General features: G+C 52.1%; 11 protein-coding genes. 10 read left to right on the top strand and 1 reads right to left on the bottom strand.

From position 1 onward, the window contains the following. Positions 1-19: 19 nt before the first annotated feature. From D570_RS0102590 to D570_RS0102560, 7 genes are all read left to right on the top strand, one after another. Positions 20-637 carry a DNA-3-methyladenine glycosylase gene (locus D570_RS0102590; RefSeq protein WP_018142843.1) on the top strand — a complete coding sequence of 206 codons (618 nt, stop codon included), beginning with the start codon at positions 20-22 and terminating at the stop codon, positions 635-637. 51 nt (positions 638-688) lie between these two features. After that, the gene (mvk, locus tag D570_RS0102585; protein ID WP_018142842.1) at positions 689-1,651 is read left to right on the top strand and encodes a mevalonate kinase; all 963 of its coding nucleotides are present in this window, start codon (positions 689-691) and stop codon (positions 1,649-1,651) included. Positions 1,652-1,654: 3 nt separating this feature from the next. After that, the gene (gene mvaD / locus D570_RS0102580) at positions 1,655-2,701 is read left to right on the top strand and encodes a diphosphomevalonate decarboxylase (protein WP_018142841.1); all 1,047 of its coding nucleotides are present in this window, start codon (positions 1,655-1,657) and stop codon (positions 2,699-2,701) included. Continuing rightward, positions 2,694-3,752: a phosphomevalonate kinase gene (locus D570_RS0102575; protein WP_018142840.1), complete on the top strand. Its 1,059-nt coding sequence runs from the start codon at positions 2,694-2,696 to the stop codon at positions 3,750-3,752. The genes mvaD and D570_RS0102575 overlap by 8 nt, the downstream gene beginning before the upstream one ends. Positions 3,753-3,783: 31 nt before the next feature. Next, positions 3,784-4,890 carry a type 2 isopentenyl-diphosphate Delta-isomerase gene (gene fni / locus D570_RS0102570; RefSeq protein WP_018142839.1) on the top strand — a complete coding sequence of 369 codons (1,107 nt, stop codon included), beginning with the start codon at positions 3,784-3,786 and terminating at the stop codon, positions 4,888-4,890. A 295-nt stretch (positions 4,891-5,185) separates the two neighbouring features. After that, positions 5,186-6,367 carry a pyridoxal phosphate-dependent aminotransferase gene (locus D570_RS0102565; protein ID WP_018142838.1) on the top strand — a complete coding sequence of 394 codons (1,182 nt, stop codon included), beginning with the start codon at positions 5,186-5,188 and terminating at the stop codon, positions 6,365-6,367. 2 nt (positions 6,368-6,369) lie between these two features. After that, positions 6,370-7,941 carry an amino acid permease gene (locus D570_RS0102560; protein WP_018142837.1) on the top strand — a complete coding sequence of 524 codons (1,572 nt, stop codon included), beginning with the start codon at positions 6,370-6,372 and terminating at the stop codon, positions 7,939-7,941. Between the two features lie 92 nt (positions 7,942-8,033). Here D570_RS0102560 and D570_RS0102555 read toward each other — a convergent pair whose 3' ends face one another. Next, a complete protein-coding gene (locus tag D570_RS0102555; RefSeq protein WP_018142836.1) occupies positions 8,034-9,224 on the bottom strand; it encodes an ROK family protein in 1,191 nt (396 codons plus the stop codon). A 362-nt stretch (positions 9,225-9,586) separates the two neighbouring features. Here D570_RS0102555 and D570_RS0102550 point away from each other — a divergent pair, with 362 nt between their 5' ends. The 3 genes from D570_RS0102550 to D570_RS0102540 are packed head-to-tail and all read left to right on the top strand — an operon-like array spanning position 9,587 to position 12,680. Further along, the gene (locus D570_RS0102550) at positions 9,587-10,819 is read left to right on the top strand and encodes an ABC transporter substrate-binding protein (RefSeq protein WP_245531853.1); all 1,233 of its coding nucleotides are present in this window, start codon (positions 9,587-9,589) and stop codon (positions 10,817-10,819) included. A 23-nt stretch (positions 10,820-10,842) separates the two neighbouring features. Continuing rightward, complete coding sequence (locus tag D570_RS0102545) at positions 10,843-11,757, top strand: carbohydrate ABC transporter permease (protein WP_018142834.1); 915 nt, start codon at positions 10,843-10,845, stop codon at positions 11,755-11,757. A 5-nt stretch (positions 11,758-11,762) separates the two neighbouring features. Further along, positions 11,763-12,680, top strand: coding sequence for a carbohydrate ABC transporter permease (locus tag D570_RS0102540; protein WP_018142833.1), 918 nt, complete (start codon positions 11,763-11,765; stop codon positions 12,678-12,680). Positions 12,681-13,309 lie beyond the last annotated feature (629 nt).

Raw genomic sequence — 13,309 nt, 5'->3', positions numbered from 1 at the left:
TCGTGCGGTATTTTCTGAAGTGACATTTCCTGAATTTGTTTCCAATCCGGAGCTTTCTGCTGTCGAAGTGGCGCAAAGGCTTGTGGGTTGTCGATTACGGCGCACTTTTGATGATGGCGCGCAAGCCGTAGTACGCATCGTGGAAACCGAAGCGTATGACCAAAATGACCCCGCCTCGCATACGTTCCACGGAAAAAGCAAGAGAAATCGTGCTATGTTTGAGCAGGGTGGCATAGCGTATGTGTACTTTACATATGGCATGCATTACTGCCTGAATGTGGTGTGCGGGGCTGAGGGCTTTGGAGCCGGTGTGTTAATCCGCGCTGTGGAGCCTGTCTGCGCAGAAGCGTATCTGCAAGCTCGTCGCCGCCGAGCACGGGGCGTCAATATCTGTAATGGTCCCGCCAAACTGACGCAGGCGCTAGATGTGGATTTTGCGTTATATGGGCATAATTTGCGCAAAAGCCCGCTGATATTGGAGCAAGCGGAACTGGCTGAGAACGAGACAGTGGTCGCAACGCCACGCATTGGTATTTCTCGTGCCACGTCGGATATGCGTCGATTTGTGATTTTTCAGTCGGGAAAACCGCATCCATATGTCTCGGAACAACGTTTTACACGTGATTTTTATGTATAGAGCCGGCTCGAAGACTCCACCGTTGCTCTTTAAGGTTTTACAGTAGAGAGCATGGTTGCATTTCCTGAGTTTCGTGGGGTCTCGCATGGCAAAGTTATACTCATCGGCGAACACTCAGCGGTTTATGGTTATCCTGCCATAGTTCTTCCACTTTTTGAGGCACAACTATCCGCTGTCGTCACGCCTCGAGAAGATACTAAGGTCAGTATTGATTGCGAGTACTTTACCGGAGATTTAGATCAGGCTCCTGAGATGCTGAATAATATTCGCACCCTCGTCAGCCGTTTGCGTTATGACTTTTCCTTGGAAAATAAGGGATTTCATATTGAAATTACCTCGAATATACCGCATGAGCGGGGTATGGGTTCGTCGGCGGCTGTGGCGGTGGCTGTGGTGCGTGCATTGGCAAAGTTTACAGGGCATGCGTTGAGTTTTACTCAGGAATTTGAGTACGCTCAGATTTCGGAAAATATCGCACATCTCAATGCTTCGGGCATGGATAGCGCCTCGGTGGCGGCACATGGGGCAGTCTGGTTTAAGCGGGATGAGGAAATTTCACGCTTTGCCTTTGATACTTCCGGCGTTATCGTGGTAGCGGATACGGGTGTGCAGGGGTGCACAAAAGAGGCCGTAAGCTCTGTGCGCGCTTTGCTTCAGTCTCAGAATGAAAATGTTTCACGTGAAACAGCGGGGCATATTAATCGCCTCGGCCAGCTCGCCTTCGACTGCGCTCAAGCTCTGCGTACTGGTAGTCTTAAGGTGCTCGGTCGTTGCTTGAACGAGGCGCATCGCATTTTATCGGCTCTTCAGGTATCCAGCGTGGAGCTGGATCACCTCGTCGAGGTGGCACGGAGCGCAGGAGCGTTAGGAGCAAAGTTAACAGGAGGCGGAAGAGGCGGATGCATGGTTGCTTTAGCGGAAAATGCCCAAGTAGCGCGCACGATGAGCGCGCAGCTCAGACAAGCTGGAGCTATACATACATGGAGTGTCCCTCTGCTTTCGAAAGGTGCGTAATTCATGGATAGTGGGAGCGATATGAACGCAAAACAGGTAGCTGCACGCGCGCATACAAATATTGCCCTCATTAAATATTGGGGAAAAAGAGACGAAGAGTTATACCTGCCCACAAGTACAAGCTTGTCCTTGACCTTGGATGCTTTGTATACGGATACGAAAGTCTGTTTTGATGAGCATGTAAGTCAGAATTCTTTGTTTTTGAACGGTCAGGCGCAAGATGAGAAGTCGACGGCAAAGATCTCGCGGGTTATCGAACTTTTCCGCCAGCGCTATGAGGTGCCTGATGCGCCACACATTCGTGTAGAGAGCTATAACCATGTGCCCACGGCTGCAGGCCTTGCCAGTTCCTCCAGCGGTTTTGCGGCGCTGGCTTTTGCGTTGCGTGCGCTTTTTGAGCAGACTTATGACCGTCAAGGCTCCATGAGCGATGTGGAATTATCCACATTCGCACGCCGTGGATCGGGCTCGGCTACGCGCAGTATTTTCGGTGGTTTTGTGGAATGGGCGTACGGCACAGGCAGTGAAGACTCCGTAGCAGTACCGGTGGATGATGCGAACTGGGATATTGCAATGGTGCTGGCCGCCGTGTCGACGGATAAAAAGAAGATTTCCAGCACGTATGGCATGAAACACACCATGGCCACATCAGCCTTCTATCCCTTATGGAGGCAGGCCTCGGAAGGCGATTTAGCAAAGGTGCGCGCAGGTATTCGTCAGCGCGATATCGACGTTATTGGCGCTGCGATGGAAGCAAATTGCATGAAATTCCACGCCACGATGTTTGCAGCTGAGCCACCCATTACCTACTTGACGGCGCGGAGCTTTGAGATTATCGAGTTTGTGCATCACATGCGCGCAGAAGGCCTCAGTGCCTACTACACCATGGATGCGGGCCCTAATGTCAAGATTCTTTGCCGCCGTAGCGACCAAGCGCTTATTCACGCGCGCCTCGCGGAGCAATTCCCGTGGCTCACCCTTTTCGATGCACGACCGGGAAGCGCACCCGAAATGCTCAGTGCTCAGACGTGGAGTAAGCTCTATGGCTAAGGGCAAGTTGTATTTATGCGGAGAATACGCCGTTGTAGACGGTGGTGCGGCGGTGATTTCTGCCGTAGACAGAGATCTCAACGTGCATCTCGTGCCGGCAGAAATGGCTAGCGCATCGGCATATATTCTTCATCCAGAAAACGAGGTTCCGCAATTAGAGCAGGGACATGAATTCTATTACGTCACACCGGCTACGTATATAGCGTGGCAATTACTCAATGAGTTGGGTGAGACAGAGACCGTAGCCGAGTTATTCAATGGTCAGTATGCGCTGGAATTCGAATCGCATTTAGTCGAAACCGATGGCAGAAAATACGGTTTGGGATCCTCCGGAGCCGTTACCGTTGCTGTGCTGGATACCTTGCTCGCTGCCCTAGAACTTCCGCGCGAAAAAATCTACAAACTCGCCGTGATGTCCTTACTGCTCGCACAGGATAACGGATCTTTTGGCGATGTGGCATGCATTGCCTGCGGTCAGCTGGTGTACTATGTGCGCCCTGCGCTCAGTTTCTTGGCTCGGGTCAAAGCTGCGCTGCTCGATGGTGAAAAACCGCAGCCTAGCATTCGCGAGCTAGTCGAAAGTCCTTGGGAGGGCTTGATTATTGAAAAACTTCTGTGGCCACAGGACATCGATGCGCGCATAGGCTGGACTGGTAGCCCGGCCAGCTCGGCAGCACTCGTAAACTCAGTGCGTTCCTATAAACTAGACCATAGCGCTGAATATCAGCAGTTCATAGAAAAATCCACCGCAATTGCGCAAGATATGCGGCGCGCGTGCCACAATGCCAACACCGAGGACTTCCTTGATGCCTACGCGCGAGCTAGCGCATTAATGGTGCATTTTTCTCGCATCAACAATGGCTATATGGAAACGCTCTTGCTGGAAAAACTACGCACCATTGCCGAGTCCTTGGGATACATCGCAAAATTCTCCGGCGCAGGCGGCGGCGATTGCGGCATTGCCTTAGCTCCTACAGATGCTAAGGCTGCAGCACTGGAGCAGGCGTGGTCGGATCATGGCATTAGTGCGATGAATTGGAAGCTTTTATAGGATAGCTACACAAGTAGTTAGGACGATCATTATGGATGCACAGATTTCCTCACGTAAAGACGATCACATTCGGTTAGCACAGCAATTTCACCAGCATAATCTCGAGCAATACGATGCTCATGCGGAGGTGGATGGCATGCAATTTATCCACCAAGCCCTCCCGGAAACAGGGATGAAGGATGTCCAACTCAGCACGAGTTTCGCCGGGATTGAACTGGACCGCCCGTACTTTATCAATGCCATGACCGGCGGCACGGAGCGCGCCAACGAAATCAACCATCGCCTCGCGCGGGTGGCTCAAGCCACGCATTCGCCCATGGCCTTGGGCTCTATGAGTATTGCGGTGAAAAACCCGGAAACACGCCAAGCTTACGCGGATCTGAGGCAGGAATTCCCCGACGTGCGCTTTATCGCCAATCTAGGAGCCGAGCATCCCCTCGAATCGGCACAACTCGTCACCGATTTGGTGGGCGCTCAAGCCCTGCAAATTCACCTCAACGCCGCCCAAGAAATCGTCATGCCGGAAGGCGAAAAAGATTTCCATGGATGGAAAAATAACATCGCACTCATCGTCAAAAAATTAGACATACCCGTCATCGTAAAAGAAGTCGGCTTCGGCATGAGCTACGAAACGGTGAAAACACTCATCGATCTGGGCGTGCAGAATGTGGATGTGGCCGGACGCGGCGGCACGAACTTCGTCCAAATCGAAAATGCGCGCAATGCGGAACGCAACTTCGACTATCTCGAAAATTGGGGCATTACCACCATTCGCTCCCTCATGGAAGCCCTGCGCGCACGCACGGATGCACAGTTGTCCCGCGCGAATTTCAGAATTATTGCCTCCGGTGGGGTGCGCAATCCGCTCGATATCGTCAAATACATGGCTTTGGGTGCCGATGCAGTGGGACTGTCTGCCGCCTTCCTCCAGCAGGTAACGCGCGTTGAAGATGCCGATGAAGCGGTGGAGTCCACTATTGCATTGATGCGCGAGTGGGACGTACATATTTCCGGACTGATGGCTGTGCTGGGCGTCACGACCATGAAGCAGCTGCGCCAAAATGTGTGGTACACCTTGCCGGAAAGCTTACGTTCGTACATGCATCAGCGTTTCGGGCAAACAGTGTCTGGGCAGTGATGTGCAGGTTAGTAGGCGCTGGCAGCGGGACCGTCAGTGCGGGCTGCGTGCACAATTCTGTCCATTGAACACGTAACATCGCGCGTTTACACGCATGACATAAAGTGTTAATGAATTTTCTTAATATTTCTTCATAGGAAAGAATGTTTCGCGCTCGCATATGCGCGCTCAAAATAGGGGCGGTGCGGGGTGCGCATGCTTCACTATGCAAGATGGCCGAGGCCAGGATGGTACTCTCATCGATTTAGCTGAGTAGAGTATGACGCATTAGTATGCAGATTTTTAGGGAGTCACAATGACAGTAACGGCTGAAAACACAGTGCGAGAGCCTGTGCGTGATTTGCGCGGTTCTCTTATTCGTTCCTTTGACGCAGAAATTTCCGGTATCGAAGGAATTATCAAGCTGACGCTGGGAGAGCCGGACTTTGCCACGCCTCAGCGCATTACCGAGGCGGGTATACAGTCGTTGCGTGCAGGTCGTACACATTACGCTCCAAATGCGGGAACTCTGGGATTTCGCCAAGCAGTGGTGGAGTACCTGAAGCGCAGACGAGGGCTGCACTACACCGTTGACAATATCGTGGCAACCGTGGGCGGCTCGGAAGCGCTGTCTTCTTCTTTGGGGGCGCTACTGAGCCCAGAAACGCAATCCATTATCCCGATTCCCGCTTTCGGTGCTTATAAGACACAGACGCTCCTGGCCGGAGGCAGCATCGATCTCATCGATACCACGGACACCGATTTCAAGCTGACGCCTGCACAGCTAGAATTGGCCATTAATCGCGCCATTGAGGCGGGTAAACGACCTGTTCTCATCATCAATTACCCTAATAACCCAACAGGTGTGGCCTTGAGTACGGAGGAATTAAAAGCGCTTGCCGATGTAGTGCTCACGCACGATATCCTCGTAGTATCCGATGAAGTGTACAGCGAAATTTACTACGGTGAAGGCCGAGCAGATTCCATCGCACGCTACGCTCCGGACAATACCGTACTCATCGACTCTGCCTCGAAATCCTTCGCGATGACCGGATGGAGAGTGGGCTACATCGCAGCGCCCGCACATTTGGCCGCACAATTCGTAAAAGTTCACCAATCCAATGTGGCCACCGGGGCTACCTTCACCATGGATGCGGCTCAAGAAGGCTACGAGCACGGCGACGAAGATATCGAAACCATGGTAGCCGAGTACGCCGAACGCCGGAACTTCCTGTACCAAGCGTTGACGGATATGGGCTTGACCGTAGCATATCCAGATGGCGCTTTCTATCTCTTCATCCGCATCCCAGACGGGTTTAACGGCACAAGCCTAGAATTCTGTACCCAGCTGGCTCATGAAGCAAAAGTGGCCGTCATCCCGGGTGCCGCTTTCGGCAATCCACAATCGCGTTGGGTACGCGCAAGCTACGCGGCCAGCATGGATAATCTGCGTCAAGCGGCACAACGCATCCAGACATGGTTGGAGAAACAGGAGTAACAGTGAGCTCAACATCGCAATCACGCAGCGAAAATACATCAGGTGTGCAAGGCGCACAGGACACGCTGCCACACAAGGTAGATAAGGGCGACTCCGGCTACGAAAAAGGCCTTAAGGCACGCCACATTCAAATGATTGCCATCGGCGGCTCCATCGGCACAGGACTCTTCCTCGGCGCTGGCGGACGTCTCGCCCAAGGCGGCGCAGGCCTCGTCTTCGCCTATGCCATCTGCGGCATTTTCGCATTCCTCATGGTGCGCGCACTCGGCGAACTCGCCATCCGCCGCCCAAGCTCCGGTGCCTTTGTGTCCTATTCGCGTGAATTCCTCGGTGAAAAGGGCGCCTACATCACCGGATGGATGTTCTTCCTCGACTGGGCCACCACCGTCATGGCAGACATCACCGCAGTAGCGCTGTACCTGCACTACTGGGCACTGTTTAAGCCCATTCCACAATGGGTACTGGCATTAATCGCGCTCGCCGTCGTCTTTGCGCTCAATATGCTGAGCGTCAAAATGTTTGGTGAAGCCGAATTCTGGTTTGCAGCCATCAAAGTGGCCACCATCATCGCCTTTATGCTCATTGCCATTTGGGCTATCGTAACCCAAGCGCATACGGGTGCGGCCAGTGACGGCACACAATACACGGCTGGTGTGCACAATATTACGGATTTTGGTGGCTTGCTCCCTGAAGGCTTGCCTATTGTGCTGTCCTTGACGTTGGGTGTGGTGTATGCCTTTGGTGGCACGGAAATGGTGGGCGTCGCGGCGGGAGAAACGCAGGATGCACAGAAGGTGCTACCTAAGGCGATTAATTCCATGATTGTGCGCATTTTCGTGTTTTATGTGGGCTCTGTCATCCTCATGGCTTTAGTACTGCCGTATACGGCGTACTCCTCCGCTCAGTCGCCATTCGTCACATTCTTCTCGGGTCTCAATATCCCGTATGCAGGCGATATCATCCAAGTCGTGGTGCTGACTGCGGCTCTATCTTCCCTGAACGCCGGCCTGTATGCGACTGGTCGCACGCTGCGCTCCATGGCCATCGCCGGCTCAGGTCCGCACTTCGCATCCAAGCTCAACAAGCACAAGGTGCCATACGGCGGCATTATTATTACCTCTGCTTTGGGCCTAGTGGGCGTGGTGCTTAATGCTGTGCTTGCGGAAGATGCCTTCAACGTCATCATGGATTTGGCAGGCATCGGCATCGCAGGCACGTGGTCCATGATTTTAATCGTGCACATCGCGTATATGCGCAAGGTCCGGCAGGGCGAGGAAACGCGTCCGGATTATCACATGCCGTGGGCGCCTTTCAGCGACTATATTTCCTTGGCATTCTTTGGCATTGTGGTGCTGTCCAATCTGTGGAGTGACTCTGGTCGTAAGACCTTGGCTCTGTTTGCTGTCGTGGTCGTGGCACTGATTATGGGCTGGTTCTACGTGCGTGGCCGCATTAAGGGCAATTTGATGGACGATATGCTCGATACGGATATCGATGAGGTGCTGGAATCTGAAGCCGTTACGGATACTACAACGGATGGCATTGCGGAAACAGATAAAATTTCCCAATCATAAAAGTTTTAGAACTCTATAGAGGCGAGCAGAATACATGTGGGTGGCAGTTTGATTTCTGCCACCCACATGCTATGTGCGCGCATGGCGTCAACTTAGCCGATATACCGTGCAATGGCGCGCGCGGCAGCAGCCTCCGCCCAATCAGACCAATCAAAGTCCAAAATTTCGAAATCCACATGCGCCGCTTGGCTCGGACGATAACGGCTAATGCCGTTGCGGATAGACTCCGTATTCATGCGGGCTAGGAAGGACGATTCGCCGCTGACCACCACTTTTTCTGGCATCGCGAAATTCGCCGTGGCGGCAATCAGTGCGCCTAAACGGAAGCAGACACGATTGACCAGTTGCTTCGCCTGCGAGCTGCCTGCGCGGGCATCGGCCGCAAATTCCTCGAAGGTTGCTTGCCGCCCAATCATCGTGGAATATTCCTCCGCAAGGGAGTCATTCGTAAGGCACTGTGAGCATCCGATATGCCCCGCGAAGCAGCGAGGGCCTTCCGGGTCCACCAAAATATGCCCGGCTAAGCCATAACTTTTCGCAGGATAATTGACCGGCAGTCCATTTTCAGACAACGAATATCCTACGCCGGATCCAATGGTCAGCACGGCAAAGCGAGGCAGGCCCACACCCGAGCCGAACCAGCTTTCGTGGAAAAGCAAAGAATCCAAATCATTAAAAATGGCGCAAGGAATGCCACTCTTCTCATACAACATGCCACCCAAATCCACATGCCCATCCCAATGTAAAAATGGGGCGTAGGTGACAAAGCGATCCTCGGTAGCATGCCCGCCCACGCTGAGGCCCATGGACACGGGTTGAGGGTCGACGTCCTTGCTGAGCTCCACCGCCACATCGCTGAGTTGCTGTGCCACATCCTGAGGCTGTGTAGAATCCAGCTCCACCGTCACACACGAGGTCAGCGGCTCGCACAAGGCATTGGTAACAACCATGCTCAGCTCTTTGCCATGGATATTTCCACCGATAAAACTGCGCTGGTCGGCACGGATGCGCAAGGCGGTTTGCGGGCGGCCTCGGCGCTCTGAGGTGTCTTTCGGCACGAAATCCTTCGGCAGCTTCTTCGTGTGTGCGTCCGAATCCGAATCCTCTTCGATGACCTCGGCATAAATGAGATCGCTGGTAATGCGCGACAGCGCGCCCTGGGAAAGGCCTAGCAATTGTGCGAGGGTTGTGCGGGCAATCGGGCCATACTGTGCGATGCATTGTGCAACGCGATGTGTGTACTCTGATCCGCTAAACCATTGGGGAGAAGGGTATTGGCTCATAACAGTCTTTCTCGTTCAGTTTTTCAGCTGGCTTTCTCATTCGGCTTTCTTGTTCGGCTCTGACAGGTGCCATCGTTTTCGTGCGTGTAAGAGCTTGAAGGCGGCATGATACACACTCATACATCCGTATTTTACCGAATTTCTTTCTTAAATAATAAAAATACCTTTAAATTACTTTCTGCGTGTCAGTAATTCACGATATTGGGAATTAAAACGGGGCAGCGTTACTATGAGTGTGATAGTCACCCACGGCGAAGAAGCTGTGGAACTAGGTAGGAGAGGCAAAGGAGTCTATGAATATGGACAAGGATTCCCATATTTCGCACACCGCGCGAGGGGTGCTTTCTCAGGTGCTGCGTCGCATGGTTGTGGCCGTATGCGCAGTAGCTGTGGGCATCGGCGTTGCTGGTTGCTCGGCAGCGAATTCCCAAGTTGTTACGTTGGATTTCTTCCAATTTAAGTCTGAAGCCGCGGATCAATTCAAGGAAATGGCGAAAAAATTTGAAGCCGAAAATCCTGGGATTCGCATAAATGTCAATAATTCGGCAAATGCTCAGACAGATTTGCGCACCCGTTTTGTCAAGAATCGTGTGCCAGATGTCATTACTTTCAACGGCGATATCAGCTTCGGCATGTTTGCCGCATCCGGAGTTTTCCACGATTTTACGGATGATCCGATTGTGGATGAACTAAATCCAGGCATGGTTCAAATTGCAAAAAATTTGGTGCAGACCACGGATACGTCCAAGAAGCGCTTGTACGGTTTGCCATTCGCCGGCAATGCGTCGGGCTATATCTATAACAAGGCGCTGTGGCGTCAGGCGGGCGTAGACCCGGACAATCCTCCACAGACGTGGAGCGAATTTATTGCCATGCTTCAGAAATTCCGTGATGCAGGCATTAACCCGGTGCAGGCAACACTAGCCGATGCGTGGACTACGCAGGCTCCACTGTCATCTCTAGCCGGCACGCTGGTGCCAGAGTCGGAGTATACAAAGCTGAAGACGGGCGATACGACCTTCGAGGAGATTTGGACAGATACCGTTCAAAAGGAAATTGAACTTTACACCTACGCGGACTCTGAAAAGGGCGTCACCTATCAGCAGGGCACCCAGAACTTCGCCAAGGGCGAGGCTGCAATTATTCCTTTGGGTACGTACGCCATTCCTCAGATCACCATGATTAATCCGGACATCGAAATTGGCTTTGCTCAAATGCCAGCCAGCGACGATGCCAGCGCACAGATGCTGACAGCAGGTGATGATGTCATGCTGACCATGGGTGCCAATACAAAGCATCCTCAGGAAGCCATGAAATTCATTAAATTCCTGATGGAAGAAGAGCAACTCAACGCTTATGCCGACGCTCAGTACGCCATTACCCCATTAAAGGATACGTATTTCGGCGGCGAGGCTTTGGAAGGCGTGCGACCATTCTTTGAAGAAAGCCGCGTGGTGGACTTCTGCGATCACTATATCCCATCCTCCATCAACATCGGTGGTTATTTGCAAAGCGCTGTCACCACAGGCGATGTGGCGCAATTCACCGCATCCATGCAAAGCGAATGGGATAAGGTCCAAGCTAGGACCTTCTAGAGGAGAAAGGAAGGAGAGAAATCATGTCAGATGTGAGAAAAACACCCGTGCGCAAGAAGCGCATATCCCCATTTTCCAATCGTAAAGTAGATCCTGCTTACTACTGGATGGCTGTGCCGGCTGCCATTATTTTCGCCATCTTCTTGTATGTGCCATTCGTCCAAGGCATCGGATTCTCATTTACGAATTCGCAAGGATACGGCGATTACAAGTGGATTGGTTTTAGGAACTACACGGCGTTATTCCAAGACGATCGAGTAGGTCACGCGTATTTGTTTACTTTCTTTATCGCCATCCTGATTACGGTATTGATTAACGTGCTTGCCATGTTTATCGCCGTTATGCTCAACGGCAGAATCGCGTTTAAGAACGGCTTCCGCGCCATCTTCTTCATCCCGTATACGCTGTCGGTTTTGGTCATCGGCTACGTCTTTAAGTACATTTTCATGCAGCCACTGCCGGAGCTGGGCAAGGCGCTGAATATCGCGTGGCTGTCCGAATCTCTGCTCACGAGTGAGCAATTGTCGTGGATTCCAATCGTTTTCCTTGCCGTGTGGCAGGGCGTGGCATACTCCGTGCTTATTTATTTGGCTGGTTTGCAGACCATTGATTCGGAAATTTACGAAGCTGCTGCTATCGACGGCGTGAACGCGTGGCAGAATTTCTGGAAAATTACGTTCCCATTGATTGGGCCATTCTTCACCATCAATTTGGTGCTGACCATGAAGAATGCCTTAGGCACCTTCGACCAGGTCGTGGCATTGACCGACGGCGGTCCAAATTCGAAAACAGAAACAGTAACGTATCTCATTTGGAAGGGCGGCTTGACAGGCGGCGAATACGCTTATCAGACGGCAAACGCGGTGCTCTTCTTCATCGTGTTGGCAATTATCGCCTTCATTCAATTGAAGTTCTTCGGTAGCAAGGAAAAGGTGTGATAACAATGTCAGCTGCACAATCTTTGAATCAATCGAGCGTGAGTGCTGGTGCTGGGGCTGGGGCTGGTCGCGCGGGTCAGGTAGGTCGTGCTGGTCGTGCGAAGAAGCACCGCGATCACAACATCAATTGGTGGCTTACAGCGGCCGTTGCCGTGCTGTCGTTGACCGTGCTCGTGCCGTTGTACTTCACCATCGTCACGGCATTGAAGACGCCTGCAGAGGCGGGCACTTTTGCTTTGCCAACCTCCTGGCAGTGGTCGAATTTCGCGGCTGCGTCGGCCAAGGTGGACTATCCTAAGGCGGCACTGAATTCCGCTATCATCACCGTGCTTGCAGTCGTTTTGACCTTGCTCACGAATACTTTCGTGGCATACGCGGTGGCACGCAATATGGATAAGCGCTTCTTCCGCTTCCTGTATTACTTCTTCATCGCAGCCATGTTTGTGCCATTCCCGGTGGTCATGCTACCAATTGCCAAGCAGATGGGTTCTTGGCATTTGGATAATCAGCTGGGCTTGATCTTGCTGTACATGACGCTTGGTTTGGGCACGAATCTGTTTATCGCTACCGGTTTTATCCGTTCGATTCCAATTTCGTTGGAAGAAGCTGCACGCATCGATGGGGCGAGCACGTGGCGCATCTTCTGGAAGATTATTTTCCCGCTGATGAGTCCAATCAACGCAACGATTGCGATTTTGACGGCTCTGTGGGCATGGAACGACTTCCTGCTTCCTCTGATTATCTTGACTGATCAGTCGAATCAGACGATTCCTTTGGCGCAATACGTGTTTAGCTCGCAATTTGCAACGAATTATCCGATGGCGTTCTCCAGCTATCTCATGGCCATGGCTCCAGTGCTGATCGTGTACATCATCGCTCAGAAGTGGGTGATTGGTGGCGTGATGCGCGGCGCTGTGAAGTAGGTGCTGTGAAATAGGCGCTTGTATCTAATCGAAAAGAAAAGAAAAGAAAAGGGAAGTCTCGCACGTTGTGTGCGAGACTTTCTGTTTTTTTCTTGTATTTCTAAAGGTTGTGTAGGCGGGGAGGAAAACGACGCACAATTTTCTTTATGGGGGGGGTCGAATGGGGCAACTTTTTTGCAGAAGTGACCATTTTGTTTCTGCGCTGATAGGGCACGCCCGAATTGGGAATGAAAACCCAAAATTTTTAGCATGAAATCAACGTTTTTGTACAGCCGCAATTGTGCGCAAAATCGTGCACAATGCCGTGTGGTCACTTCTGCAAAAAAGTTCGCGAAAACGGCGCAGTAATCAATCAAAGGTTGCGCTTTAGAATGAAATTTTGCATGTCGTACCATTTTCGAGAATTCTCGTAGGCAATGGGCGCGCAAAAATGGGCCGAAATGCAAAAAAGCAGCGTAAAGCGGCAGATCCCCACAGCAAAAACGTAAAAACACAACGCAGTGCACTAACGAAAGGCAGCACACGACATAGACTTGTGGTGACAGCGCAGTGAAGGGCTGGCAGCGTTCGGACGGGTCGCACAAGCACCCACAGCGGCGCGCAACACCACACTTACACCACACACTCAT

This window comes from Alloscardovia criceti DSM 17774, assembly GCF_000376885.1.
Lineage (GTDB): Bacteria > Actinomycetota > Actinomycetes > Actinomycetales > Bifidobacteriaceae > Alloscardovia > Alloscardovia criceti.
Note: the sequence above shows the minus strand (reverse complement) of the source record. Positions and strands in the feature narration are given on the sequence as shown.

Coding starts and splice junctions, on each gene's coding strand:
- mvk (WP_018142842.1), top strand. CDS start 689: ATGGTTGCATTTCCTGAGTTTCGTGGGGTCTCGCATGGCAAAGTTATA.
- mvaD (WP_018142841.1), top strand. CDS start 1,655: ATGGATAGTGGGAGCGATATGAACGCAAAACAGGTAGCTGCACGCGCG.
- D570_RS0102575 (WP_018142840.1), top strand. CDS start 2,694: ATGGCTAAGGGCAAGTTGTATTTATGCGGAGAATACGCCGTTGTAGAC.
- fni (WP_018142839.1), top strand. CDS start 3,784: ATGGATGCACAGATTTCCTCACGTAAAGACGATCACATTCGGTTAGCA.
- D570_RS0102565 (WP_018142838.1), top strand. CDS start 5,186: ATGACAGTAACGGCTGAAAACACAGTGCGAGAGCCTGTGCGTGATTTG.
- D570_RS0102555 (WP_018142836.1), bottom strand. CDS start 9,224: ATGAGCCAATACCCTTCTCCCCAATGGTTTAGCGGATCAGAGTACACA.
- D570_RS0102550 (WP_245531853.1), top strand. CDS start 9,587: ATGGTTGTGGCCGTATGCGCAGTAGCTGTGGGCATCGGCGTTGCTGGT.
- D570_RS0102545 (WP_018142834.1), top strand. CDS start 10,843: ATGTCAGATGTGAGAAAAACACCCGTGCGCAAGAAGCGCATATCCCCA.
- D570_RS0102540 (WP_018142833.1), top strand. CDS start 11,763: ATGTCAGCTGCACAATCTTTGAATCAATCGAGCGTGAGTGCTGGTGCT.